Origin of the sequence: Arthrobacter agilis, assembly GCF_030816075.1 — a bacterium.
Lineage (GTDB): Bacteria > Actinomycetota > Actinomycetes > Actinomycetales > Micrococcaceae > Arthrobacter_D > Arthrobacter_D agilis_E.
Genome location: NZ_JAUSXO010000001.1, coordinates 990,425 through 1,015,684 on the forward strand (window position 1 = coordinate 990,425; position 25,260 = coordinate 1,015,684).

Sequence of the window (25,260 nt, forward strand, 5' to 3'; positions counted from 1 at the left end):
GAAGGGTCAGCTGCCGCCGAGCAGTTTGCGGAGGGTCTCCGCCTCGGTCGCGGACACGCTGCCGATGAACCGCGCGAGGACGGCCTCGCGGTCCGGTGCGGTCACGAGCACCTCGTGCATGAGTTCGGCCGTGTGGTCCTCACGGCTGGTCACGGACCTGTAGCGGTGCGGGCGGCTGTCGCGCTCCCGCTCCACGAGGCCCTTCTTCTCGAGGCGCGACAGAACCGTGAGGACCGTCGTGACGGCCAGTTCACGCCCCACCTGACCCGAGGGCGCCTCCGCGATCGCGTCGCGGAGCGCGTTGGCGTTCAGCGCCTCGGGCGTTGCCCACAGCAGGTCCATCACCGTGCGTTCGAGGTCTCCGAGCGTTGCCATGTTCTTCCTTCGATCAGTGCATGACCGGCACCCGCCTCGGGTCCCGGTCCGCTCCCACAGGGGAGCGATCAAGCGTTGTGCACCTAACTTACCGCCTCGGAGCGGACAATTCTACTCCACGTAGAAATGACCCGCATTTTGTTCTACGATGTGTAGAAGAACTTCTTCTACAGCGTGTAGAAGTTCCGCGTTGCCGGCGCACGGCACTGCCGAAAGGGTCCGATGGAAGCCTTGGAGATTGCCCGCTGGCAATTCGGGATCACGACCGTCTACCACTTCCTCATGGTCCCCCTGACCATCGGGCTCGGCCTCCTGGTCGCGATGATGCAGACCATGTGGCACCGCACGGGCAAGGAGCACTATCTCCGCATGACGAAGTTCTGGGGAAAGCTCTTCCTCATCAACTTCATCATGGGCGTCGCCACCGGGCTCGTCCAGGAGTTCCAGTTCGGCATGGCGTGGAGCGAGTACAGCCGCTTCGTCGGGGACGTCTTCGGGGCGCCCCTCGCGATGGAGGCGCTCCTAGCCTTCTTCGTCGAGTCGACCTTCCTCGGCCTCTGGATCTTCGGCTGGAACCGCCTGCCGCGGCTGATCCACCTCCTGTGCCTCTGGGCCGCCGTCCTGGCCTCCGTCTTCTCCGCCTACTTCATCCTCGTGGCGAACTCGTGGATGCAGCACCCCGTGGGCGTCGAGATGGTCGACGGCAGGCCGGTGATGGTCGATGCGTGGGCGGTCTTCACCAACAACACGGCCCTCGTCGCCTTCCCGCACACGGTCTTCGGTGCCCTCGCCGTCGCCGGCGCCTTCCTCCTCGGGATCAGCTGGTACCACCTGTGGAAGCGGCGCCACGACGGCCTCGACACCCTCGCCGCCGACGGCACGCTCACCATCGGCGGGAGCGGCGCCCGCGACGCCGTCGACCACAGGGTCTGGCTCCGTTCCGCCCGGGCCGGCGCGGTCGTCGCCATGATCGCCTTCGCCGGGACGGGCATCACGGGCGACCTGCAGGGCAAGCTCATGTTCGACCAGCAGCCCATGAAGATGGCCGCAGCCGAGGCCGCCTGCCACGACGGCACCGGCTTCTCGATCCTCTCGGTCGGCAACCTCGGCGCGCAGAGCTGCGACGACATCACCGCCGTCATCGAGGTGCCCGGCGTGCTCTCGTTCCTCGCCAACGGCGACTTCACCACCGAGGTCAAGGGCGTCAACACCCTGCTGCCCGAGTACCAGGAGAAGTACGGCACCACGCTGCCGGACGACCCCATGTACGGCGAGCGCGCCGGTACGGCCATCGACTACCTGCCCGTCATGGAGGTCACCTACTGGGGCTTCCGGATCATGATCGGCTTCGGCGCGATCGCCGCCGCCGCCGCCGGCGCCGCCCTGTGGGTCCTCCGCAAGGGCACCGTGCCGCAGTCCCGATGGCTCATGCGTCTCGCGGTGTTCGGCATCCTCGCCCCGTTCGGCGCCAACTCCGCCGGCTGGATCTTCACCGAGATGGGGCGGCAGCCCTTCGTCGTCGCGCCCAACCCGGACCCGTCCGGCATCGACAGCGTGTTCATGTTCACGGCGGCCGCGGTGTCACCCGGCGTCTCCCTCGCCGAGCTGGTCGTCTCGCTCGTCGCCCTCACGTCGGTGTACGCCGTCCTGCTCGTGGTCGAGGTGCGCCTGCTGTTCACCTACGTCCGCGGTGGCACGGCCTCGGCCATGCCGGAACTCGCGCACGACGACGACCACCCGGGCGCGCCCACCGGCAGGAAGGACGACGGCGATGTCCTTGCCTTCGCGTACTGACCCGGCCGCCCCGGTGTCCCACGATCCCCAGCCGGCCCCGCTCCCGGCCCGCTCGCCCGGAAGGTTCCCTAGATGACCGAGGCACTGCCTACCCTCTGGTTCGTACTGATCGCCGTGCTCTGGGCCGGCTACCTCTTCCTCGAGGGCTTCGACCTCGGGGTCGGCATGCTCATGAAGCTCCTGGCCCGCAACGACACGCAGCGGCGCGTCCTCCTGAACACCGTCGGGCCGGTCTGGGACGGCAACGAGGTGTGGCTCATCACCGCCGTCGGCGCGACCTTCGCGGCCTTCCCGTCCTGGTACGCCTCGCTGCTGTCGGCGCTCTACCTGCCCTTCCTGCTCGTGCTGCTCGGCCTGATCTTCCGGGCCGTGGCCTTCGAGTGGCGGGGCAAGCGGGACGGCGATGCGTGGCGCGGCCGCTGGGACTGGGCCATCGCCGTCGGCTCCTTCACCGCTGCGGCGGGCATCGGCGCGGCACTGGCGCTGACGACGACGGGCCTGCCGCTCGACGCCGACGGCAACCGCGTGGGCGGCGCCTTCGCGTGGGCCACCCTCCCGGCGCTCCTCGGGGCCGCGGCGGTCGTCCTGTTCTGCCTCGTCCACGCGGCGGCCTTCATCACACTGAAGACCGAAGGGCGCGTGCGCGGCCAGGCGGAGCGCCTGTTCCGCCGCCTGCTGCCCGTCGCCATGATCCCGTTCCTGGGGTGGGCCCTCCTCGTCCAGCTGGACTCCGGGTCGGTGATCACGTGGCTGGCCGTGGTCCTCGCCGTCGCGGCGGTCACCGCCTCCTACCGCTGCTCGGTGATCGGGCGCGACGGGCGCGCCTTCGCCGCCCTCGGTGCCGGGATGCTCGCGCTCGTCGGGTCGATCTTCGGTGCCGTGTTCCCCGTCGTCCTGCCGTCGACCCTCGACGCCGCGTTCGATCTGACGGTGCAGAACGCCTCGTCCTCGCCCTACACGCTCGGTCTGATGAGCGTCGTCGCATGCTTCGGGCTGCCGCTCGTCCTCGCGTACCAGGCCTGGACCTACTGGGTCTTCCGCCGCCGCGTGTCGGAGGCGAGCATTCCCGCAGCACATGCCGTGGCAGCCCTGTGAGTGTCGCCACCCGCCAACCGGAGTCCGCGACCGGACGCGTCACGCCCCTGGCCGCCCTCCGGGCAGGGGGGCCGGCGGGCGCGACGGGCGCCAGGGGGTCCGCGTCGGCCGTCTACCTCCTCGGCGTGCTCGCCGCCGCGCGTGCCGCGGGCCTGGTGCTCATGGCCCAGGCACTCGCTCTGGGCATCGCGTCCCTCGCCGACGGCGCGCTGGACCTCCGGGCCGTCCTCGTCCAGGGCGTGCTCGGCGCGGGCCTCCGCACCGTCGCGGCGTGGGGGCAGGACGCGACCGCCGCACGCCTCGCCCTCGGAGCCAAGGAGGGCCTGCGGGAAGCCGCCCTGCTGCGCGTGCTCGACGACGGCGGCACCACGAGGGCCGCCACCCCGGGCAGCGGGCAGGGCGCCCTCGCCGTGCTGCTGACGCGCGGCCTCGACGGCCTCGACAAGTACTACACGCAGTACCTGCCCGCGCTCGTCACCTGCGCCGCGGTACCCCTGCTCATCGGCGCACGCATCCTCCTCGCCGACTGGGTCAGCGCCCTCATCATCGTGCTCACGGTGCCGCTGGTGCCCGTGTTCATGGCACTGATCGGCCACCACACGCAGGAGCGCACCCAGCAGGCCGCCGCCGCGCTCGGCCGCCTGTCGGACCACCTGCTGGAGCTCGCCCGGGGACTGCCCGTCCTCGTGGGCCTCGGCCGTGCCGCGGAGCAGACGCGGGCGCTCCGCGAGATCGCCGACTCCTACACGGCACGCACCATGACCACCCTCCGCACGGTGTTCCTCTCCTCCCTCGCCCTCGAACTCATCAGCACCATCTCGGTGGCCGTCGTCGCCGTCTTCGCGGGCGTCCGGCTGATCCATGGCGATCTCGGCCTCGAGACGGCCCTGGTCGCCCTGATCCTGGCGCCGGAGTGCTACGGACCGCTGCGCGACGTCGGCGCCGCGCACCACGCGAGCGAGGACGGCGAGGAGGCCGGTGCCCGGGTCCGCGCGGTCATCGACGCCCCGCCCGTAGGGGACGCCGTCCCGGCGCACACGCCGGCTCCCGTGCCCGCCCCGGCGCCGGCCTGTGCCCCGTCCTCCACACGGGTCCCGCAGGCTGCGACCGCCGGCATCCGCGTGGAGGGACTCACCGCGCGCTACGACGGCGTCCTCGCCCCCGTGGTCGAGCGCGTCACGTTCGACGTCGCCCCGGGATCCGTGCTGGCCCTCCGGGGCCCGAGCGGATCGGGGAAGTCGACGCTCATGCGGGCGCTGGCCGGGGGAGCGGCGGCCCCGGCAGGGCTCCGGATCCAGGGCCGGATCGACGGGCTGCCGGAGGGGAGCGTCGCCTGGGTCCCGCAGCACCCGGAGCTGCTGATGGAGACGGTCCGCGCAGAACTGGCCCTGTACGCGGGGCTCCCGGCAGATGCCCCCGCCATCCCGGAACAGCTGGCAGCGGTGGATGCCGCCGGACTCGCGGACCGGCGGACGGGCGAGCTGAGCCCGGGCGAGCTGCGGCGCGTCGCCGTCGCCCGCGCCCTGCTGCGGGCGCAGGACCCCGCGGTCCGCCTCCTGCTCCTCGACGAACCCACCGCCCACGTGGACGAGGACGCCTCCCGGGCCATCCGGCGGGCCATCCTGGCGCGCCGCCCGGGGCTCTCGGTCCTCCTGATCGCGCACGACGACGAGACGGCCGCGCTCGCCGAGAACGAGGTGCGGCTGGACCTGCCGGACCTCGACGTGCAGGCCGCCTCGCACGCCGCCTCGCTGACCGGGTCGCAGGCCACCGTCCACGCCGCCTCGCAGGCCTCCTTGCACTCCGCCTCGCAGGCGGGTGTGCCGCCCTTCGGCGCCTCCGCGCCCCCTGCCCCGTCCTCGGCTGCCCCGGCGTCCGCTGACCTGTCCCCGGTGCGATCCGATGCCGTGACCGCGACGGCCGCGCCCGTCCCGGCCGCCCGACCCGCTGCCGCACAGGGCCGCGAGGGGACGCCCGATCATCCGTCCACCCCGGCCGCTGCAGCCGCGTCCGATGGCACCGATGCCGACTGGTCGGCGGCCGCTCCCGGGCGTCCGAGGACCCCGCGCGCGTCCTGGCTCCGCTCGGGACGCGATGTCCTCGCCCTCGTCCGCCCCTGGGACCGCCGCTTCCTCGCCGCCGCCGCGCTGGGGCTCGGTGCCTCCGTCTTCGCGGTCGCGCTCACCGCCCTCAGCGGCTGGCTCATCGTCCGCGCCGCAGAGCAGCCGCCCATCCTCTACCTGCTCACGGCCATCGTCGGTGTCCGGTTCTTCGGGATCGGCCGCTCGCTCCTGCGCTACGAGGAGCGCCTGTGGCTGCACCGCGCGGTGTTCCACCGGGCCGACGACACGCGCCTGCGGCTGTGGAGCGGCCTCCTGCGGGCAGGACGCTCCTGGCGCACGATCGCCCGCGGTTCGGGCGGCATCGAGCGGCTCGTCGGCGACATCGACGAGCTGAGGGACATCTCCGCGCGGGCACTGCTGCCCTTCCTCACATCGGTGCTCACCGCCCTCGCCGCGCTCGTCACCACAGCCGTGCTGCACCCCGCAGCCCTCGGCTGGCAGGCCCTCGCGGTGGGGGTGGCCGTCGTCGTCGCGCCGATCGTGGCGGTCGCGCGTGAGCGGGCCGCCGGGGCCGCCGCGGTGCAGCTGCGCGCGGACGCCCTCGAGCGCGTGACCGGCCTGCTGAGGGCGGCACCCGATCTCCGGGTGAACGGCGCCCACCGCGCCGCGCTCGCCGCCACCCGGCACCTCGACCACAGGGCATCGGTCGCGGCGCGCCGCTCCGCCGCAGCCGCCGGGGCGGCGACCGCCGTGATCGTCGCCGCCTGCTGCGCCGCATCGCTCGGCATCCTCGCGGTTTCGGCCGGCCTGCCCGCCGGGACGACGGCGGTGCTCGTGCTGATGCAGCTCGCGCTGATCGAACCCTTCGTCGCGGGCGCCTCCGCCGTGCAGCACTGGGGTGCGCTCTCCGCCGTCGTGCGCCGCCTCCAGCCGAGGCTCGGCCCGTCCCTGGACCCCCTCGTGGCGGGCGACGTGCCGGAGGTCCCGGCCCCTGCCCGCCGGCTCGACCTCGAGGGCGCAGCGGTGGGGTACGAGCCCGGCCGACCCGTGGTGACCGGTGTGGACATGCACCTCGTGCCCGGCTCCTGGACCGGGCTCACCGGTCCGTCCGGCAGCGGGAAGTCCACCCTGATCGGCGCCCTGCTGGGCTTCCTGCCGCTCGAGGCGGGCAGGCTGCTCGTGGACGGGGTGCCCCACGACGGCTCCACGCCGCGGATCGCGTGGTGCCCGCAGGAGAGCCACCTGTTCACCTCGACGCTCCGTTCCAACCTGCAGCTCGCCCGCTCGCCCGGCGACCCGGCCAGCGACGAGGAGCTCGAGCGCGTCCTCGCTGCCGTCGGACTGACGGGCTTCGTGGCCGGCCTAGAGCACGGCCTGGACGCACAGGCCGGACCGGGCGGCTCCCGACTGTCCGGGGGGCAGCGGCAGCGGCTCGCCGTGGCACGCGCCCTGCTGACGCGGTCCGGCGTCGTGCTGCTCGACGAGCCCACCGCCCACCTGGACGCCGACGGCGCCCGCTCGCTGCTCGAAGACCTGCGCCGGGGGCTGCCCGACACGGCGGTGCTGCTCGTGACCCACGACCCCGACGAGGCGGCGCTGTGCGACGAGGTGGTGACGCTGCCGCCCGCCGCCGTCACGACGCCCGGTCACGACCGGTCGGAGCGCTGAGGACACAGGAGCCGCGCCGGGCCGCGGTCATAGCGGTCGCCCGCGGACGACGACGGTGCTGCGCGGCGTCCGAGCAGGTCGGCCCGTCCTCGGCTGAGGCGTGGGGCCGGCACCGGGGCGGCGCGTCGCAAAAGGACGGGCCGGGCCGCCCTGCAATACGCTGGCTCCATGACCACCCCCGATCGGACCGGACAGCATTCTGACAGGAGCGGCGCGGCGGAGACCGAGGCACCGCCACTGCCCGCCGCCCTCCGGTGGCGGCCCCTCAGCTACGCGGACATCGATGCCTGGCTCCTGCTGATCCGGCGTATCGCGGCCGAGGACGAACCCGACTGGGTGGAGCAGCGAGCCGACCTCGAGCAGGCGCTGCGTGCCTCGAAGAACGACCCGCGCCGGGACACGATCGTCGGGTCCGACGACGCGGGGGTCCCCCGTGCCTTCGGGCGGCTGTCCATGAATTCCGGGTCCTCGCTCGTCCACGGGGCCGGCGGTGTCGACCCTGCATGGCGTGGCCGCGGGATCGGGCGGGCGGTCCTCGCCTGGCAGGCCTGGCGGGCACTCGGGCGGCTGCGGGAGACCGGCCGGACCGAAGGGATCTTCAGGAACTACGTGGAGGAACGCAATCCCTCGCACCTGGCCCTGCTGACGGCGAGCGGCAGCACGATCGTCCGGTACTTCACCGAGATGACGAGGCCGCTGGCACAGCCGATCCCCGAGCTGCCCTTCCCGGCCGAGCTGGAGCTGGTGAGTTTCGCCGACGGCGCCGACCGGAACATCGTGGAACTGGTCCGCCTCGCCCACAACGACGCCTTCCAGGACCACTGGGGGAGCGAGCCGCGCGACCAGGAGTCGTGGCAGTTCACCGTCAGCCATCCCGAGTTCCGCACCGACTGGAGCCTTGCGCTCTTCGACCCGGCCAGGGGGGAGGTGGCGGCCTACCAGCTCGCCAGCTACGACCCCGACTCCCGGCAGCTGCTGGGCCACTCGGAGGGCTACACGGATCTGCTGGGCGTGCGCAGGTCATGGCGTGGCCGGGGCCTGGCGCCGGCACTCCTGGCCGAGGCGATGAAGCGTTACCGGGCGGCCGGCATGGAGAACGCGGGGCTGGGGGTCGACACCGAGAATCCGTCGGGCGCCCTCGGCCTGTACGAACGCATGGGGTACGTGCCGACGCAGCGCGCGATCGTCTTCGACCTGCCGCTCACGGTCCCGGCGGACTGACCGCCCGGACCCGCCGCAGCTAGAGCAGCACGCCCTGGCCGTCGTCCGGTTCCCCAGCCGGTGTCGGGGACGCCGGTGCGGAGCCGTCGACGATCCGCACGCCGGACGCCGACCCGTCGGGCCCGGCAGCGGTGGCCGGAGGCACGGTGGGCGCGGACGCCTCGATGAGCCCCGCGAGGCTCGGCCCGACGGCGTCGATCTGCTGGGTCAGCGGGACCCCCGAGCCGTCGCGCCGCCCGTGTTCCGTGGGCAGCGCCCGGGCCACACCGTTGGCCGATGCGGCGCGCGCCGGACCGTGGCCGGCCCACGCGAGCGACAGCGTCTCCTCCCCGCGGAGGAACCGGTGAGCCCGCACGCCCGCCGTGGCCCGGCCCTTGACCGGGTACTCGGAGAACTCGGTGATCTTCGCGGACCCGGCAGCCGTGCCCGGCAGCGCGTTGCCCGCCGCGGCGACCGTCACCACCACGCCCTGCGCGTCGCCGGGCTCCACCGCACCGAAGTGCAGCACGGCGTCGCCGGCCGTGAGCTTGATGCCCGCCATGCCGCCGGCGGTCCGGCCCTGCGGCCGTACCGCGGAGGCCGGGAAGCGGAGCAGCTGCGCCAGGCGCGTGATGAACACGAGATCGTCCCGGTCCGAGGCGGATGTCACACCCACCACCCTGTCCTTCGGCTTGAGCGTGATCACCTCCCAGTCGTCACGGTTCAGCGGGTAGTCCGGCTGCACGCGCTTCACCACGCCCTGCGCCGTCCCGAGGGCCACCACGCCGTTCAGCGGTGCCAGCCCCACGAGGCTCTCGCCGCGTTCGAGGGTGATGAACTCCGACGACGGCACACCGCCGGCGAGGTTCGGCACCCCGGCCGTGGGCGGGAGGGCCGGCATGTCCATGACCTGCAGGCGGATCATCCGCCCGGCGGAGGTCACGGCGCCCACCTCGCCGCGCGCCGTCGAGGGCAGGACGGACCGGAAGGCGTCGTGCTTGATGCGCTGGCCGTCGCCCAGCGGTTCCCGGTCCGAGGTGCGCGCGAGCTGCCCGGACGCCGACAGGAGCACCCAGCAGGGGTCGTCCGCGATCTCGAGCGGCATCACGGCCTTGGCGCCCTTGCCGGCCGGCGCGGGAAGGGTCGACCCCTTGAGCGGTGCGGCGGCCTCGGACTCCAGCAGCACGGTCCGGCGCGGTGTCGCGAACTGGTCGGCCAGTGCGGCGAGTTCGTCGGACACGAGCGTGCGCAGCCGCTCCTCGGAACCGAGGATGGCCTCCAGCCCGGCGATGTCCTTGCGGAGCTGCTCCTGTTCCTTCTCCAGCTCGATGCGCGAGTACCGGGTGAGCTGACGCAGGCGGAGCTCGAGGATGTAGTTGGCCTGGATCTCGGTGAGGTCGTAGATGGACATCAGCCGCTCGCGGGCGGCGGAGGACTCGTCCGAGGAACGGATGATCTGGATGACCTCGTCGATGTCCACGATCGCGACGAGCAGGCCCTCGACAAGGTGCAGGCGGTCCCGCTTGCGCTGCAGCCGGTAGGACGTGCGGCGGCGCACCACGAGGATCCTGTGGGAGACGTAGACCTGCAGGAGCTCACGGAGTCCGAGCGTGCGCGGCTGCCCGTCCACGAGTGCCACGTTGTTGATGCCGAACGAGTCCTCCATCGGCGTGAAGCGGTAGAGCTGCGCGAGCACGGCATTCGGGTTGAAGCCGTTCTTGAGTTCGATCACCAGGCGGAGCCCGTGGGTCCGGTCCGTCAGGTCCACGATGTCCGAGATGCCCTGCAGCTTCTTGGACGTGACGGCGTCCTTGATCCGCTCGATCACCTTCTCCGGCCCCACGGTGTAGGGCAGTTCGGTGACCACGAGGCCCGTGCGCCGCGCCGAGAGCTGCTCGACGGTCACCGTCGCGCGGGTCTTGAAGGACCCGCGGCCGGTCGCATAGGCGTCGCGCACGCCGTCGAGCCCCACGATCTTGCCGCCGCTCGGCAGGTCCGGCCCGGGGACGAAGCGGGTCAGGTCCTCCAGGGACGCGTCCGGGTGGGCGATGAGGTGGCGTGCCGCCGCGACGACCTCGCCGAGGTTGTGAGGCGGCATGTTCGTCGCCATGCCGACCGCGATGCCGCTGGCGCCGTTGACGAGGAGGTTCGGGAACGCGGCGGGGAGCACCTCGGGCTGCGTCAGCTGGTTGTCGTAGTTGGGGACGAAGTCGACGACGTCCTCGTCGAGATGGTCCGTCAGGGTCAGCGCGGCGGCAGCCAGGCGGGCCTCGGTGTACCGGGCGGCCGCGGGGCCGTCATCGAGCGACCCGAAGTTGCCGTGGCCGTCGATGAGGGGCAGGCGCAGGGAGAAGTCCTGGGCCATGCGCACCATGGCGTCGTAGATGGCGGTGTCGCCGTGCGGGTGCAGCTTGCCCATGACCTCGCCGACGACGCGCGCCGACTTCACGTGGCCGCGGTCCGGGCGCAGGCCCATGTCGGCCATCATGTACAGGATGCGCCGCTGGACGGGCTTCAGGCCGTCGCGCGCATCCGGGAGGGCACGCGAATAGATCACCGAGTACGCGTACTCGAGGAAGGAGTCCTCCATCTCGGCTTTGACATCGATGTCGATGATCTTCTCGGTGAAATCCTCCGGCGGTGCGGAGTTCTGGCGCCTGGCCACGTGGCGGTTCCTCAACAACTCAGGGGATCGGATGGGGTGGATCGGGGGCATCCGCGCATCCGGTCGCGGCGTCGGGCCGGGGCCGGGGGGATGCCGACTACCCTGAGTCTATGGCGACGGACGGACAATACCCGGAATATTGGGAGGCTGATGTCGTCCTGCGCGACGGCGGGACCGGCCACCTGCGCCCCATCTCGCCCTCCGACGCGGACGCCGTGCAGGCCTTCCACGTCCGCCAGTCGCAGAACTCCATCTACCTCCGGTTCTTCACCTACAAGGCCAAGCTCAGCGCGAAGGAGCTCAAACGCTTCACCGAGGTGGACCACCGGGACCGCGTGGCCTTCGTCATCACGCGGGGTGCCGACATCATCGGGATCGGCCGCTACGACCGCCTCGACGACCCGCTCGAGGCCGAGGTCGCCTTCAACGTCTCCGACCACCACCAGGGCCGCGGCGTCGGCTCCATCCTCCTCGAACACCTGGCCGCGGCCGCCCGCGAGAACGGCATCCGCCGCTTCTCCGCCGAGGTCCTCCCCGAGAACCGCAAGATGATCACGGTCTTCGCCGAGGCCGGCTACGAGGTGGAACGGCACTTCGACGACGGCGTCGTGATGCTGAGCTTCGACATCGACCCCACGCGGAAGTCGCAGGCCGTGATGGAGTCCCGGGAGCACCGTGCGGAGGCGAGGAGCATGGCGGAGCTCCTCACGCCCTCGTCGGTCGCCGTGATCGGCGCGAGCCGCGAATGGGGGACCGTCGGGTACGCGCTCCTGGAACACCTCATCGACGGCGGCTTCACCGGCCGCGTGTACGCCGTCAACCCGGAGGCCTTCGAGCTGCACGGCATGATCTCGCACGCCTCCCTGGCGGAGGTCCCTGAGCCCGTGGATCTCGCCGTCGTCGCCGTGCCCCACGACCAGGTGGATGCCGTGGTGGACGAATGCGCCCGGGCCGGCGTCAGGGGACTCCTCGTGGCGACCGCCGGCTACGCCGACGACGGCGACGAGGGCCTCGCGCGGCAGCGCGCCCTCGTGCACAAGGCCAGGGCGCACGGCATGCGCGTCGTTGGTCCGGCGTCGCTCGGCCTCGTGAACACCGACCCGGCGGTCCGGCTCAACGCCTCGATGGCCCCCGAGCTCCCGCGCCGGGGCGCCCTGTCGCTCTTCAGCCAGTCGGCAGGCCTCGGCGTGCTCCTCTACGCGAGCGCCCACCGCCGCGGGCTCGGCGTGTCCTCCGTGATCTCGGCGGGCAACCGCGCGGACGTGTCCGGGAACGACGCCATGCAGTTCTGGGAGGACGACCCGACCACCCGCGCCGTCGGGCTGTACTTCGAATCGATCGGCAACCCGCGGAAGTTCTCGCGCATCGCCCGCCGCCTCGCGCGCACGAAGCCCGTGATCGTCGCGAAGTCCGACGTCACGGGACTGCAGCTCCCGCCGGGCCACGCCGTACGGACCACCCAGGCACCGCCCGGCGCCCTCGACTCCATGCTCCGGCAATCCGGTGTGATGCGGGTGGAGACGACGGAACAGCTGATGGACATCGCGCAGATCGTCGCCAGCCAGCCCCTGCCCCTGGGCACCGGCGTCGCCGTGTTCAGCAACTCGTCCGCCCTCGGGAAGGTGGTGGCCGACGGCGTGGTCTCGCAGGGCATGACCGTCGCCCGGCTGGAGACCGGCCTGCAGCTCGACACCGGCCGGTCCGTCGCCCTGCGGGCCCTCGCCGAGGCCGTGGAGGACGCACTGCGCGCGGAGTCGGTCCACGCGGCGATCATCACCACGCTGCCGGCCCGGGGACTCACCGCCGACGCCGCCGCCGCCTGCCTGCAGGCATGTGCGGAGCGGGCGGGCAAGCCGGTCGTCGCGTCCTTCACGGGGATCCTGGACGCCCGGCTGCAGCTGGACGGGCTCGTCTCCGCGCCGGCGTCGGGCGCCCGCGCGGGTGAGGCGACGGGCGGCACCCTCGCAGCGCCGCTCGAGGGCGGTGCCGCGACCCCGGACGGGGAGGGGGCCGCAGGGCCGGCCGAACGGGAGACCGCCGCCGCCGTCCTGCCCCTGCAGCGCGGTCTGCCGTGCTTCCCGAGCCCGGGTGCCGCGCTCGCCGCGCTGGGCGCCGTCGTCCGGTACGCGCAGTGGCGTGCCCGCGATCACGGCGAGTTCCTGGACCCGGACGGTGTCGACGTCGACGGGGCCGCCCGTGTCCTCGGACAGGTCCGGGCGCGGGTCGCGGACATCGAACTCACGCGGCTCACGCCGGAGGAGTGCTCGGCACTGATGGGCGCCTACGGCATCCGGCTCCTGCCGTCGGCCCGCTTCTCCTCCGTGGACGAGGCGGTCGAGCAGGCCGGACGCCTGGGCTGGCCGGTGGCGCTGAAGACCATGGACGAGCACCTTCGGCACCGCCTCGACCTGGGCGGCGTCCGGCTGAACATCGACGACGCCGAGTCCCTGCGCCGCAACATCACCCGGATGGAGAAGGTGCTGGCGCCCTTCGGCCGGTTCGGCATGGAGGTGCAGTCCATGGCGCCCTCCGGCCAGGCCTGCAGCATCCGGGCCATCGAGGACCCGCTGATGGGACCCGTGATCTCCTTCGGCCTCGCCGGCGACTCCGTCAACCTCCTCGACGACTGGGCGCACGCCGTCCCGCCGCTGAGCACCGGCGACGTCACGGACCTCGTGCGGGCGCCGCGCGCCTCGCGCAAGCTGTTCGGCTACCAGGGCCTCCCGCCCGTGGATGTCGCGGCGGTCGAGGACCTCGTGGCCCGGGTGGCCCTGCTGAAGGACAACCACCCCGAGATCGCGCGCCTCGACTTCACCCCGGTGCTCGTCGCGTCCTCGGGCCTCACGGTGCTCAGTGCCGCGATCGACGTCGGGAACCCGCAGCGGCGGACCGACAGCGCCCGCCGCGCCATGCGCGACTGACGGCCTGCGGGTTAGGCACAACGCGGTCCGGTGGGGGAAACTGGGGACATGACCCCATCGCTTTCCGCCCAGTGGCGTGACCTCGATGCATCGCTCGAGCGGGCGGGCTTCTACCCGCGACTCGTGGCCGACGTCGTCCACGACGCGCTCGACGGGCGTGAGCCGCTCTCCCACGTCGCGCATCTCGAGACGCACTTCGAGCGCACCGAGGTGCACCGGCACATCACCGTGCTCGTGCTCACGGAGGACATGCTCGTGATCACCCACGTGGACGACCAGCAGCTCGACGACGCCGGCGAGCAGGTCATGGCGCAGATCTCCACCGAGTCCGTCCCCGTCAGCCAGATCAGGTCGGTGGTCCTCAGCTACCTCTACGCGCAGCCGCAGGACTACAAGCCGAGCGACCCGGTCCGGGAGATGACGCTCGCGATCGCCTGGTCCGGCGGGCAGCGGCTCGACATCGGCCCCGCGAGCTGCGGCGATCCCCAGTGCGACGCCGACCACGGGCTCACCGGCACCGTCGCGCAGGAGGACATCGTGCTGCGCGTCAGCGCCGAGGCGGACGGCGCGCAGGCCGTGCAGAACGCGAAGGCGTTCGCGCGCGCCCTCCGGAAGGCCAACACGGCCAGCCCGGCCGCCGGCGGGTACGTCGTCGCGCCGGACGTCACGGCACGCCGCCAGCCCGGCTTCGGCGCGCGGTTCAGCCGGGCGCACCACCAGCAGTAGCAGCCGATGGCTTTCACGCACCAGGAGCCCCTCCCGGCTCCGCCCCTCTACGGTGCCTCCAGCGTGGCCGACGTGATGACCAGCGCGGCCGCGGCGCTCGGCGTCGACGGGTTCACCAACACTCTGGCGCTACCGGCCGCCCGCCGCGTCGTCGTGGTCATGGTCGACGGCCTCGGCATGCCGCTGCTGCGCCGGTACGCCGCCCACGCGCCCTACCTGCGGGAGAGCCTCGACTCCGCCCGCATCCTCTCCTCGGCCTTCCCCTCCACGACGGCCGCATCGCTCGCCAGCCTCGGCACCGGGCTGCCGCCCGGGCAGCACGGCATGGTGGGCTACGACGTCCTCGATCCCGCCCAGGACCGCGTGGTCAACATGCTGGGACGCTGGGACGCCGCCGTCGACCCGCTCACCTGGCAGCCCCACCCGACGGTCTTCGAGAGGGTCTCCGCCCACCTCCCGGTGGTCACCGTCAGCCAGCCGCGCTTCGAGGACTCCCCGATGACGCGGGCCGCACTGCGCGGCGCGGCCTTCGTGGGAGCCGGCACCATCCAGGCACGGATCAACGCCGCGGCGGAGCACCTGGCGACGGCCCCCGCCATGCTCCTGTACTTCTACGTCAACGACCTCGATAAGGCCGGGCACCGGTACGGCGTCGACTCCCCGGAGTGGGTGCGCGCACTGGAGGACCTGGACGCCGCGCTGAGGCTCCTGGCCCGCAGGGTACCGTCCGACACGCTCCTGCTGCTCACCGCCGACCACGGCATGGTGGACGTCCCGCCGTCCCAGCGCATCGACTACTCGGACCACGCGGAGCTCCTCGACGGCGTGGCGCACACCGGAGGCGAGCCGCGCATGCTCCACCTCTACCTCGACCCCGCGCTCACCGCGGACGACCGGGATGCGCTGGCCCTGCGCTGGAACGAGGCCTTCGGTCGTCGCGCCTGGGTGCTGACCCGCGAGGAGGCCGTCGCCGGGGGCTACTTCGGGGCGGTGAGCGACGCCGTCCTGCCGCGCATCGGGGACCTGCTCGTCCTGGCACGCGAGGGGATCGCCCTCATCGACGGGCGGCGCGTTGACCCGGGGGCGTTCGAGATGGTCGGGCAGCACGGCTCCCTCACCCGGGCCGAGCGCGACATCCCGCTGCTGATCCTGGCGAAGCCCGAGGGCGCCAAGCGCCGGGGGAGCGGCAAGGGGGCACGCCGTGGCTGAACTCCTGTTCTTCTCGGGCACCATGGACTGCGGCAAGTCCACGCTCGCACTGCAGATGGACCACAACCACAAGGCCCGCGGCCGGCGCGGCGTGCTCTTCAGCTCCCACGACCGCGCGGGGGAGTCGATGATCTCGAGCCGGCTCGGCCTGCAGGTCCCGGCCGTCGAGGTCTTCCCGGACACGGATTTCTGGGTGGAGCTGACCGTCCGGCAGACCATGGGGGCGCGGATCGACTACGTCATCTGCGACGAGGCGCAGTTCTACACGACGGACCAGATCGACCAGCTGGCGCGCGTCGTCGACGAGATGGACATCGATGTGTTCAGCTTCGGGATCACCTCCGACTTCCGCACACGGCTCTTCCCCGGGTCGCAGCGCCTCATCGAACTCGCCGACCGGGTGCAGGTCCTGCAGGTCGAGGCGCTGTGCTGGTGCGGCAAGCGGGCCACGCACAACGCCCGCACCGTCGACGGCGTCATGGTCGTCGAGGGCGACCAGATGGTGGTGGGCGACGTCGACCAGTCGGTGGACCCGGACACGGGTGGGGACGTGGACCTCGTGCCCGGTCCCGGGCCGGAGGCGCCGGGCGGGGACCGCGAGCCGCTGGTCGGCTACGAGACGCTGTGCCGGCGCCACCACATGCGCCGCCAGACCTCCCGGACCTCGCCGTCGCTCTACTCCAACGAGATCCCACTGCCCTTCGAGCCGAAACAGCGGGAGCCTGGCAGAATCTGACCATGCCGCACACCGGAGCACCGACGGACGACGGACGACACGGCGACCAGGACGCCCTGCGCGTACCGTTCTGGATCGTCCTGGCAGGGGTCGGGGTCGGCGCCTTCTGGGCGCTGGCCGGGGTCGCCGTCGGAGCCGCTGTCACGCGTCGCCGACACGCCGGGGGACCCCCCGGAAGGACAGGGCCGCCATGGGCGGCCGGACGGCGCTAGCCGCCCGGCGCGTCGGGCGTCAGTCGCCCTTGCGTCCGAAGACGATGTCGTCCCAGCTCGGCACGCTCGACCGCTTCGGCTTCGCACGGCGCTCCGCGGCCGCGTCCGCCGCAGGCTTGCCGGCTTCCTTCGCGGCTTCCTTGCCCGAGTCCCTGCCGGTGGGTCGTGCGCCCTCGTCCGCCGCGGCACGGCCCGCTGCACTCCCGGTTCCCGTGGGACGGGCGGCGGCTGCGGGCGGCTGCTGCGGAGGCGTGGGCTGCGCGAAGACGCTGATCTCGCGGGTGTCGGTGCTGACGCCGTCGTACAGCCTCGGCGTGCCGTCCTCGTGGTGCGCAGGACCGGTTCCCGCCTCCAGGAGGTCGTCGGCGCCGTCCGCCTCGTGCGCCGCGCTGGGCGCGAGGGCCAGCCCCGGTACCGGGGTCTCCTGCTCCTCCTGCGGCGTGTCGTCGTCGTCCCTCGGGTGGGCCGCCGGGATACCGCCGCGGCTCAGGAGCGCCGCGAGGGCGTCGTCGCCGTCCTCGTCCGCTCCCAGGCGCTGACCGCGCCGGGACCGGAGCACGTCCAGCAGGCCGTCCTGGTCGGAGGTCGCCGCGTCCGGTGCCTCGTCGGCCTTCTCCGCCTCGAAATCGAAGACGCGGTCCGCCACGGCGCTGAGCCGCCGGGAGGGCAGCGGACCGTCGAGCGGCTCCAGTTCGCTCAGCACCTGCGCCCACCGGTTGCCGTTGGTGACGGTCTTCCGCGTCGGGTTGTACGTCCACTGGGCGGGCGGCTGCTCCCCGAGGTCCACCTGGGAATCCTCGGGCAGGTCGAACGACGCCTCGACGTGCCAGGAGCCGTCCTGGCGGCGCCAGGAGTCCCACTCCAGCGACGACGGGTCGATCCCGTAGCTGCGCACCCGGAACGCCACCATGTCCCCGAGGAGGGCGGGGCTGTCGCCGAACGCGGAGCGGTAGCCGTCGTGGCTCGGCAGGGGGGTGGCGACCTCGACGCGCTGCGCGAGGTACGCCACGTAGTCACGCTCGGCCCGCACCGGGCCCTCGTAGCGCTCGACGTGCGCGAGGTCGAGTCCCGACTCCGCGGACACCTGCTCCGCCGTCGCTCCTGCGCGGATGCGCGCCTGGATGTCGCGCGGGGTCAGATGGACGGGCGGCTTCGGAGGCTTCCGCCGGGGTTCCTCGGGCACGGAGGGAGCCTCGGACACCGACGGCCGGGACACACCGGCCCTGGTGGTCGCGGTGCGCAGCGCATCGTCGATGGGCAGCCGGAACGACCTGCCCTGCTCGCCGCTCAACAGCAGATGTTCGCCATCCACACCCACCAGGCGTAACTCCTGCATCGATTCCTCCAGCCGACAATAATTCCTAGGGGAAACTGTGCCATTGAATGGCGGCCATTCCTACTACGCGGTAAGGCGTGGCGTACGCTGCACGGGCGCCGGGCACAAATTTGGCCCCGTCGACGTTATGCGAGTTCGTTGGAAGCCGCCCGCCGGGCGGTCGGTGATGAGGGGGAAGAGGCAGGGATGACACTCGACGGTCGAACGAATCATGGGGCGACGCACACGGCGCACGACCGCGCCGGACGGCACGGGGAGCGGGCACATACGGAGGGCACCGGGCCGACGGCGGTCCTGGCCCCCGTGATCGACGAGGACGAGCTCGAGGCGGCCGATTCCTTCGACCTGCCGGGAGCGGACCTCTCCAGCGAGGAGATCTCGGTACAGATCCTGGCGGCCCAGGCCGACGAGTTCACCTGCGCGTCGTGTTTCCTCGTGCGCCACCGGTCGCAGATCGCCCACGAACGGGGCGGGCTCCTCTACTGCGTGGACTGCGAAGGCTGAGCGCCCGCGTCAGCGGCTGATCGCCGTCAGCGGGTGAGCGCCGCGGCGAGGCGCTCGGGGTTGCGGGAGGACGCGAGCCAGTAGGGCGTCCGGTCCTCCGGGTCCGTGACCTCGATCCGCACCACGGGGGAGATCCACCCCCGGATACAGAGGTAGGCGAGGCCGTTCAATCCGGGTCCGCGCTGGTACGTGGCGTCGTCGCCGGTGAACCATTCGACCGCGCCGAGGTAGGTCCGTTCGATGCTCGCGCGCCCGACGGTGAGGGTGGTCTCCGTGACGGCGATGCGGGGGGTGGAGAGCACGAGGAGCGTGAACACGATGACCGCGACCACGGCGGCGACGCTGTAGCCGACGAGCATCGAGATGGGTGCGAACACCACGATCGTGGCCGCGGCGAGGCCCGCCGCGATGAGCCAGACCCAGGGGGTCGGCCACAGGCGCTCCTCGTAGAGGACGGCCTGGTCGGGTGTGTTCCGGGGGGCTCCCCCTGGCGCGCTGGACATGACACCAGCTTCCCACCATTTCCCGGATGACTCATCCCGGCCGCCGCCCTGCCCCCGGGCAAAGGCGCTAAAGTGGGGGGCTGGTAACCGGATAGCGTGCGTGGGAGATGCGGTCGATGAGTACACAGCAGGACCTCCCGGTCCAGATCTTGATGCTCGACGACGGCCTCGAGCCGCCCGCGTACGCCACCGACGGCGACGCCGGCGCGGACCTGCGCATCGCCGTGGACCTCGTCCTCGAGCCCGGTGAGCGGTCGCTCGTCCCGACGGGGGTGGCGCTGGCCCTCCCCGCCGGGTACGTGGGACTCGTCCATCCGCGCTCCGGCCTCGCCGCGCGGCACGGCGTGACGATCGTCAACGCCCCCGGGACCGTCGACGCAGGGTACCGCGGCGAGATCAAGGTCTGCCTCCTCAACACGGATCGGACCGAGGCCGTCCGCTTCACGCGCGGCGACCGCATCGCGCAGCTCGTCATCCAGCGCGTCGAGCGTGCGGCCTTCACCGTGGTGGAGGCCCTGCCCGAGAGCGTACGCGGCACCGGCGGGTTCGGCTCGACCGGCGGATTCGGGGGACGCGATGCGACACTGGCCGCCGCGGGCACCCCTGCGGACGGCTGACCCGCCGCTCCCGCGACACCCGTGAAGACTTCATCTACTCGAGCACGTGATCAGGAAAGGAACCCGGAGATGGCTTTTGGGCGCCTCAGGAAGAAGAAGAACGACGACGCCGACGCGCAGCAGGACGCCGAAGCGGTGAGCGACGACGCGCCGGAGGCAGCCCAGGGCGGTCCGGCAGCGGCCGACGCCGACGCGGGAAGCACGACCGGCGACGGCGCCGCCGCCGCCGCCGATCCTGCCGTGGCAGCTCCTGCCGCGACCGACGCCGTCCCTGCGCCCGCCGGGCACGTGGCGAGCGCCGACTACGAGAGGTCGACACTCGGCCCCTTCGACCTGTCGGAGCAGGAGACGGAGAGCGGCTACATCGACCTCGGCGCCCTCCGCATCCACGCGGCCGAAGGGCTGCAGCTGCGCCTCGAAGTGGAGGAGCGCAGCAAGCGTGTCATCGCCGTGACGCTGGACCTCGGCGGCTCGACGCTGCAGCTCCAGGCCTTCGCGGCGCCGAAGACGGAGGGGCTCTGGGACGAGATCCGGGAGCAGATCGGCGTCTCCGTGGGGTCGCAGGGCGGCACCGTCGAGGAACGGCCCGGCCGACTCGGCACCGAGCTCCTCGCGAAGCTGCCTGCACAGACGCCGGACGGCCAGCCGGGCTACCGGGTGGCCCGCTTCGTCGGCGTCAACGGTCCCCGCTGGTTCCTCCGCGGCGTGTTCGGCGGGCCCGCAGCGCTCGACCGGGACGCTGCAGCGCCCATGGAGACGCTGTTCCGCAGCGTCGTGGTGGTCCGCGGCGACCACCCCCTCCCGCCGCGCGAGCTTCTGCAGCTCAGGCTGCCGAAGGACGCCTCGGCCGGCCCTCCGCCCGCGCCCTCGCCCGTGCGCCCCGACCTGAACCCGCTCGAGCGCGGCCCCGAGATCACCGAGACCCGCTGACGCCCGTGCGCACACGGCAGGACGCCCCCGGTCCCGCCGACCGGGGGAACCGGGCAGGCCGGTTCGCGACCGCTCCTCCGGGCGCGGTCCGTCCGGTGCCGCTCCCGGCACCGGCCGCCGAGCCTCTGCCGGCGCCCCTGCCGCAGCGTGGCAGGATCAAGGCGCACGGGGTGATCGCGAGGATCACCATCGCCCCGGCGACGGCGCCGCCGTCGTTCGCGGTCCTCGCGAGGATCGACTGGAACGGAGCGAACGAGGACGTGCGGATCGTCTGGATGGGCCAGCGTCGTGTCCCCGGGATCGAGGCCGGTGTGGCCCTGCGCTTCGAGGGGATGCTGAGCCGGGTCGCCGGCACCCCTACCGTGTACAACCCCCGCTACGAGATCATCGGCCGCCCCGAGGAGTATTGATGAGGAACCACCCGTGAGCCACCCGACCGACGAGACCGGCGCCGGACGCCGACCGGACGCGGGCGCCCGCGCGGTCCCCGGACCCGCCCCCGTGCCTCCCGCAGGGTCTCCCTCCGGGTCTCCTGCGGTGCCTCCCGGGCCGCAGGAGGGCCCGACGGCGGCCGATCTCGCGTCCCAGTACGCCGCCAAGTCCGGTGTGCGGCGCAACCACGCCGGCCAGATCGACGTCCTCTCGTCGATCGGCGGGGTGCAGGGGCTCGCCGAGAGCATCGGGCCCGGACTCGTGTTCACGGTCCTCTTCACCCTCACCACGGACCTGCAGGTCTCGCTGATCGCGGCGCTGGCCGTGTCGGCGGTCTTCACCGCCGTCCGGCTCGTCTCGCGGACCCCCGTGACGCAGGCCCTCGCCGGGCTGGTCGGCGTCGCGTTCTGTGCCTTCGTGGCCCTGCGCACCGGCAACGCCGAGGACTTCTTCCTGCCCGGGTTCTTCATCAACGGCGCGTACATCGTGGCGATGGTCGCCTCGGTGGGCTTCCGGTGGCCCTTCGCGGGGCTCCTGTTCGGCTTCATCCGGAACGAGGGCATCGAGTGGCGCAAGGCCCCGGCGCGGGTCCGCGCCTACAGCACGGCGACCTGGATCATCGTCGCGGTGCTGGCGCTGCGGCTCGTGGTGCAGGTGCCGCTCTACCTCGTCGGGAACGTCGCGGCCCTCGGCTCCACGCGCGTGGCCATGGGCCTGCCGCTGTACGCCCTCGGCCTCTGGCTCGCGTGGATCGTCTCCCGCCCGGCGCCCGCCGTGTCCGAGGGCTCGAGCGCATCGGGCCCCGCCGCACCGAAGGGCTAGGCGGAGCGGGCCCGGCCCGCCCTCAGCCTGCGGCGCGGTCGGTCCTGGCGGAGAGGGCGGCCCGCAGGTCGTCCTCGGCCGCGATGGCGGCCAGGAAGAACATCTCGTCGCCGCCCTCGACGACGTCGTCCGGGCTCGGCGTGATGGGGGAGTCGTCCCGCAGCACGGCGACGACGGCGCAGTCCTCGGGCAGGCTGATCGAACCGATCGTGCCGCCGACGAGGGGCGAGTCCGCGGGAACGGTGAACTCGACGATCGAGGACACCCCGGTCTGCAGCGTCAGCAGGCGCACCACGTCGCCGATCTCCACCGCCTCCTCGACGAGCGCCGTCATGAGGCGCGGGGTGTTGACGGCAACGTCCACGCCCCAGGAGTCGTCGAACATCCAGTCGTTCTTGGGGTTGTTCACCCGGCCCACCGTGCGTCCCACGCCGAACTCGCTCTTGGCGAGCAGCGACACCACGAGGTTCACCTTGTCGTCGCCCGTGGCGGACACCACGACGTCGGCCTCGTCGAGGTGGGCGTCCTTCAGCGTCGTGAGCTCGCAGGCGTCGCCGATCAGCCACTTGGCCCCCTTGAGCCCGCTGCGGCCGATCACCTCCGGCTTCTCGTCGATCAGCAGGATCTCGTGGTTGTTGCCCAGCAGTTCGCGTGCGATCGAGGACCCCACGCTCCCGGCTCCGGCGATGACGACCCTCATCGGCTCTCCTCCTTCGGGGCTGCGGCGAGGATACGGGTGATCTCGTCCGTCGCCGTCGTCCTCATCATGGCGTGCAGGGTGTCGCCCTGCTGGTAGCTCGTCTCGGCGGTCGGGAGGATGCCCTCGCCGAAGCGGGTGACATAGGCGATGCGCACGCCGCTCGCCGCCTCGATGCTCCGCAGCGACCGGCCGAGCCAGGCGTCCGCGAGCGCGAGCTCGGCGAGGATCAGCCGGCCGGAGGTCTCGCGGAAGTCCCCGTTGATGGTCTGCTCGGGCAGGATCCGCCGCAGCACCTGGTCGGCGCTCCAGCGGACCGCCGCGACCGTGGGGATGCCGAGGCGCTGGTAGATCTCCGCGCGCCCCGGATCGTAGATACGTGCGACGACGTGCGGCACGTGGAAGGTCTCCCGGGCCACGCGCGTGGCGAGGATGTTGGAGTTGTCGCCGCTGGAGACGGCGGCGAAGGCGTAGGCGTCGCCGATCTCCGCGTACTTGAGCGTCTCGCGGTCGAACCCCACGCCGGTCACCTTGCGACCGCCGAACGAGGACCGCAGCCGGCGGAACGCGCGGTCGTCCTGATCGATGATTGCTACCGAGTGCCCTGAGTCGTCGAGGGTGTGCGCCAGACTGACACCCACCCTGCCGCACCCCATGATCACGAAATGAGCCACCGAGGCACCCCTGATTCCTGCTGTAGATCCTGCTGTCCCGTGCCGTACCAGCACCAAGCCTAGTGGCTGCCCGCGGGCACGGACGCGCTAGTGTTTGGGCTGTGCTGACTTTTCTCGAGGCTGTCAAGAGGGTGCTGGTGGGCAGGCCCTTCGCCAGCGACAGCCTGAGGAGCAGGACGCTCCCGAAGCGCCTCGCGATGCCCGTCTTCTCCGCCAGTGCCCTCTCGTCGGTCGCCTACGCGCCGGACGAGATCCTCCTCACCCTCGCCCTCGCAGGCGTGGCGGCGGTGGCCATCTCGCCGTGGGTGGGGGTGGCCGTGATCGCGGTGCTGCTCGTCGTCGTCGCCTCCTACCGCCAGGCCATGCGGGCCTACCCGTCGGGCGGGGACGACTACGAGATCGCCAAGCGGAACATCGGCCCCCGGGCCGGGGCCACGGTCGCGTCGGCGCTCATGGTCGACTACGTGCTGACGGTGGCCGTCTCGGTCTCGGCGGCCGCGCAGTACGTCGTCTCGCTCGCGCCATCCCTCCACGGTGCTCGCGTGGTGCTGGCCGTCGCCGGTGTCGCGGTGCTCGTGCTGCTGAACCTCCGCGGCACCACGCGCGGCTTCCGGGCCCGCGCCGTCGTGGCCTACGCCTTCCTCGCCGGGATCCTCGCCCTCTGCGCCACCGGTGTGGTCCAGGCGCTCTCGGGCACCCTCGCGCAGGCGCCGAGCGCCCGCTTCGAGATCGTGCCGGACGCGGCCCTCGACACCGGCCTCGTGGGCCTGGCCGGCGCGCTCCTGGTCCTCCGGGCGTTCTCGGCGGGCGCCGCAGCGCTGACCGGGCTCGAGGGGCCCGTGTCGAACGTGCCCCGTTTCCAGGCGCCGCAGAGCCGGAACGCCGCCACGACACTGCTCATCCTCGGCATCGTGTCCTCAGCGATGCTCGCGGGCATCATCTACCTCGCCAACGCCGCGCGCGTCCACGTGGTGCAGGATCCGGCGGCGCAGCTCCGCCTCGACGGCGGCCCCGTCCCCGGGGACTACATCCAGGCCCCCGTAGTGAGCCAGCTGGCCCGGACCGTCTTCGACGCCGGGTCGCCGGCCTTCTACGGCGTCGTCGCCGTGACGGCGCTGGTCCTGCTGCTCGCCGCCCACGCGGCCTTCGCCGCGTTCCCCGTCCTGGCCTCCACCCTCGCGACCGACGGGTACCTGCCGCGGCAGCTGCGCACCCGGGGGGACCGGCTGACCTTCAGCAACGGCATCCTCCTGCTCGGACTCGGCGCCGTCGTGCTCATCGTCCTCTTCCAGGCGGACGTCACAGCGCTGGTGCAGCTGTACATCGTGGGTGTGTTCGTCTCCTTCACCGGGGGCCAGCTCGGCCTGGTCCTGCACTGGAACCGCACCCTGCGCAGCACGGTCGGCACCCAGGAGCGCTGGGCCATCCGCAAGTCGCGGGCCATCAACATGCTCGGCTTCGTCCTCACCGCGGCGGTGCTCGTCGTCGTGCTCGTCACCAAGTTCGAGTACGGGGCGTGGATCGCCGTCCTCGCGATGGCCGTGCTCTTCGCCGTCATGCGCAGCATCAAGAAGCACTACGACGTCGTGGCCGCCGAGCTCGCGATCGACGACGCCGTCCACCTGCGTGCGCTTCCCTCCCGGGTCCACGCCGTGATCCTCGTCTCCCACGTCCGGAAACCGGTGCTGCGGGCGCTGGCATTCGCCCGGGCCTCCCGGCCGTCCCGGCTCGACGCCATCACCGTGGACGTGGACCCCGAGCAGACGCGCCGCACCCTCGCCGACTGGGAGAGATACGAGATCCCCGTACCCATCACGGTCCTCGCCTCGCCCTACCGCGACACCATCACCCCGATCCTCGACTACATCACGACGATGCGCAGGGACTCCCCGCGTGACCTCGTCGTGGTCTACATCCCCGAGTACGTGGTGGGAAAGTGGTGGGAGCAGCTCGTCCACAACCAGACGGCCCTGCGCATCAAGGCACGGCTGCACTTCGTCCCCGGGGTGATGGTTGCCAGCGTGCCGTGGCAGCTCGCGTCCTCCGACGCGACCCGCATCTACCAGGACCTGAAGTAGGAA

Annotated in this window: 21 protein-coding genes; 15 read left to right on the forward strand and 6 right to left on the reverse strand. The window is 72.4% G+C overall.

Annotated features, from left to right (window positions below; translation table 11 throughout):
* Positions 1 to 6 precede the first annotated feature (6 nt).
* Positions 7 to 375 carry a BlaI/MecI/CopY family transcriptional regulator gene (locus QFZ50_RS04315; RefSeq protein ID WP_307082237.1) on the reverse strand — a complete coding sequence of 123 codons (369 nt, stop codon included), beginning with the start codon at positions 373 to 375 and terminating at the stop codon, positions 7 to 9.
* A gap of 222 nt (positions 376 to 597) precedes the next feature.
* Here QFZ50_RS04315 and QFZ50_RS04320 point away from each other — a divergent pair, with 222 nt between their 5' ends.
* From QFZ50_RS04320 to QFZ50_RS04335, 4 genes are all read left to right on the forward strand, one after another.
* Positions 598 to 2,169, forward strand: coding sequence for a cytochrome ubiquinol oxidase subunit I (locus QFZ50_RS04320; protein ID WP_307082239.1), 1,572 nt, complete (start codon positions 598 to 600; stop codon positions 2,167 to 2,169).
* A 72-nt stretch (positions 2,170 to 2,241) separates the two neighbouring features.
* Positions 2,242 to 3,264: a cytochrome d ubiquinol oxidase subunit II gene (cydB, locus tag QFZ50_RS04325; RefSeq protein ID WP_307082241.1), complete on the forward strand. Its 1,023-nt coding sequence runs from the start codon at positions 2,242 to 2,244 to the stop codon at positions 3,262 to 3,264.
* A complete protein-coding gene (cydD, locus tag QFZ50_RS04330; protein WP_307082243.1) occupies positions 3,261 to 6,995 on the forward strand; it encodes a thiol reductant ABC exporter subunit CydD in 3,735 nt (1,244 codons plus the stop codon). Before cydB ends, cydD begins: the two co-directional genes overlap by 4 nt.
* 168 nt (positions 6,996 to 7,163) lie before the next feature.
* Positions 7,164 to 8,216, forward strand: coding sequence for a GNAT family N-acetyltransferase (locus QFZ50_RS04335; protein ID WP_307082245.1), 1,053 nt, complete (start codon positions 7,164 to 7,166; stop codon positions 8,214 to 8,216).
* Between the two features lie 19 nt (positions 8,217 to 8,235).
* Here QFZ50_RS04335 and QFZ50_RS04340 read toward each other — a convergent pair whose 3' ends face one another.
* The gene (locus tag QFZ50_RS04340) at positions 8,236 to 10,860 is read right to left on the reverse strand and encodes a DNA gyrase/topoisomerase IV subunit A (RefSeq protein ID WP_307082247.1); all 2,625 of its coding nucleotides are present in this window, start codon (positions 10,858 to 10,860) and stop codon (positions 8,236 to 8,238) included.
* A 110-nt stretch (positions 10,861 to 10,970) separates the two neighbouring features.
* Here QFZ50_RS04340 and QFZ50_RS04345 point away from each other — a divergent pair, with 110 nt between their 5' ends.
* From QFZ50_RS04345 to QFZ50_RS04365, 5 genes are read left to right on the forward strand one after another with little or no spacing between them, the layout of a single operon-like run.
* Positions 10,971 to 13,781 carry a bifunctional acetate--CoA ligase family protein/GNAT family N-acetyltransferase gene (locus QFZ50_RS04345; protein ID WP_307082249.1) on the forward strand — a complete coding sequence of 937 codons (2,811 nt, stop codon included), beginning with the start codon at positions 10,971 to 10,973 and terminating at the stop codon, positions 13,779 to 13,781.
* A gap of 48 nt (positions 13,782 to 13,829) precedes the next feature.
* Positions 13,830 to 14,507, forward strand: a complete 678-nt coding sequence (locus tag QFZ50_RS04350) for a DUF5998 family protein (RefSeq protein ID WP_307082250.1) — start codon at positions 13,830 to 13,832, stop codon at positions 14,505 to 14,507.
* Positions 14,508 to 14,513: 6 nt separating this feature from the next.
* Positions 14,514 to 15,716: an alkaline phosphatase family protein gene (locus QFZ50_RS04355; RefSeq protein ID WP_307082252.1), complete on the forward strand. Its 1,203-nt coding sequence runs from the start codon at positions 14,514 to 14,516 to the stop codon at positions 15,714 to 15,716.
* Positions 15,709 to 16,452 carry a thymidine kinase gene (locus tag QFZ50_RS04360; protein WP_307082253.1) on the forward strand — a complete coding sequence of 248 codons (744 nt, stop codon included), beginning with the start codon at positions 15,709 to 15,711 and terminating at the stop codon, positions 16,450 to 16,452. Before QFZ50_RS04355 ends, QFZ50_RS04360 begins: the two co-directional genes overlap by 8 nt.
* Before the next feature lie 2 nt (positions 16,453 to 16,454).
* Positions 16,455 to 16,664, forward strand: coding sequence for a hypothetical protein (locus QFZ50_RS04365; protein WP_307082255.1), 210 nt, complete (start codon positions 16,455 to 16,457; stop codon positions 16,662 to 16,664).
* Between the two features lie 19 nt (positions 16,665 to 16,683).
* On the opposite strand, the gene sepH is transcribed toward QFZ50_RS04365, so the two are convergent.
* Positions 16,684 to 18,000 carry a septation protein SepH gene (gene sepH / locus QFZ50_RS04370; RefSeq protein ID WP_307082257.1) on the reverse strand — a complete coding sequence of 439 codons (1,317 nt, stop codon included), beginning with the start codon at positions 17,998 to 18,000 and terminating at the stop codon, positions 16,684 to 16,686.
* 186 nt (positions 18,001 to 18,186) lie between these two features.
* On the opposite strand from sepH, the gene QFZ50_RS04375 reads away from it, so the two are divergent.
* Positions 18,187 to 18,504 (forward strand): DUF4193 domain-containing protein, encoded by a 318-nt coding sequence (locus QFZ50_RS04375; protein ID WP_307082259.1) that lies wholly within the window; start codon positions 18,187 to 18,189, stop codon positions 18,502 to 18,504.
* A 26-nt stretch (positions 18,505 to 18,530) separates the two neighbouring features.
* Here the strand turns inward: QFZ50_RS04375 and QFZ50_RS04380 are convergent, their stop codons facing one another.
* Positions 18,531 to 19,007, reverse strand: a complete 477-nt coding sequence (locus QFZ50_RS04380; protein ID WP_307082261.1) for a DUF3093 domain-containing protein — start codon at positions 19,005 to 19,007, stop codon at positions 18,531 to 18,533.
* Between the two features lie 116 nt (positions 19,008 to 19,123).
* Here QFZ50_RS04380 and dut point away from each other — a divergent pair, with 116 nt between their 5' ends.
* The 4 genes from dut to QFZ50_RS04400 all read left to right on the forward strand — a co-directional run bounded on the left by dut (position 19,124) and on the right by QFZ50_RS04400 (position 21,808).
* Positions 19,124 to 19,624 carry a dUTP diphosphatase gene (gene dut, locus QFZ50_RS04385; RefSeq protein ID WP_307082263.1) on the forward strand — a complete coding sequence of 167 codons (501 nt, stop codon included), beginning with the start codon at positions 19,124 to 19,126 and terminating at the stop codon, positions 19,622 to 19,624.
* A 69-nt stretch (positions 19,625 to 19,693) separates the two neighbouring features.
* Positions 19,694 to 20,554, forward strand: coding sequence for a DUF3710 domain-containing protein (locus QFZ50_RS04390; RefSeq protein ID WP_307082265.1), 861 nt, complete (start codon positions 19,694 to 19,696; stop codon positions 20,552 to 20,554).
* Between the two features lie 5 nt (positions 20,555 to 20,559).
* Positions 20,560 to 20,964: a hypothetical protein gene (locus QFZ50_RS04395; RefSeq protein ID WP_307082267.1), complete on the forward strand. Its 405-nt coding sequence runs from the start codon at positions 20,560 to 20,562 to the stop codon at positions 20,962 to 20,964.
* Between the two features lie 247 nt (positions 20,965 to 21,211).
* Positions 21,212 to 21,808: a DUF3159 domain-containing protein gene (locus QFZ50_RS04400; protein WP_373462296.1), complete on the forward strand. Its 597-nt coding sequence runs from the start codon at positions 21,212 to 21,214 to the stop codon at positions 21,806 to 21,808.
* Positions 21,809 to 21,830: 22 nt separating this feature from the next.
* Here the strand turns inward: QFZ50_RS04400 and QFZ50_RS04405 are convergent, their stop codons facing one another.
* The gene (locus QFZ50_RS04405) at positions 21,831 to 22,508 is read right to left on the reverse strand and encodes a potassium channel family protein (protein WP_307082269.1); all 678 of its coding nucleotides are present in this window, start codon (positions 22,506 to 22,508) and stop codon (positions 21,831 to 21,833) included.
* Positions 22,505 to 23,194 (reverse strand): potassium channel family protein, encoded by a 690-nt coding sequence (locus tag QFZ50_RS04410; protein WP_373462297.1) that lies wholly within the window; start codon positions 23,192 to 23,194, stop codon positions 22,505 to 22,507. The genes QFZ50_RS04405 and QFZ50_RS04410 overlap by 4 nt, the downstream gene beginning before the upstream one ends.
* An 86-nt stretch (positions 23,195 to 23,280) precedes the next feature.
* On the opposite strand from QFZ50_RS04410, the gene QFZ50_RS04415 reads away from it, so the two are divergent.
* Positions 23,281 to 25,257 (forward strand): APC family permease, encoded by a 1,977-nt coding sequence (locus QFZ50_RS04415; protein WP_307082273.1) that lies wholly within the window; start codon positions 23,281 to 23,283, stop codon positions 25,255 to 25,257.
* The last annotated feature ends 3 nt before the right edge of the window (positions 25,258 to 25,260 follow it).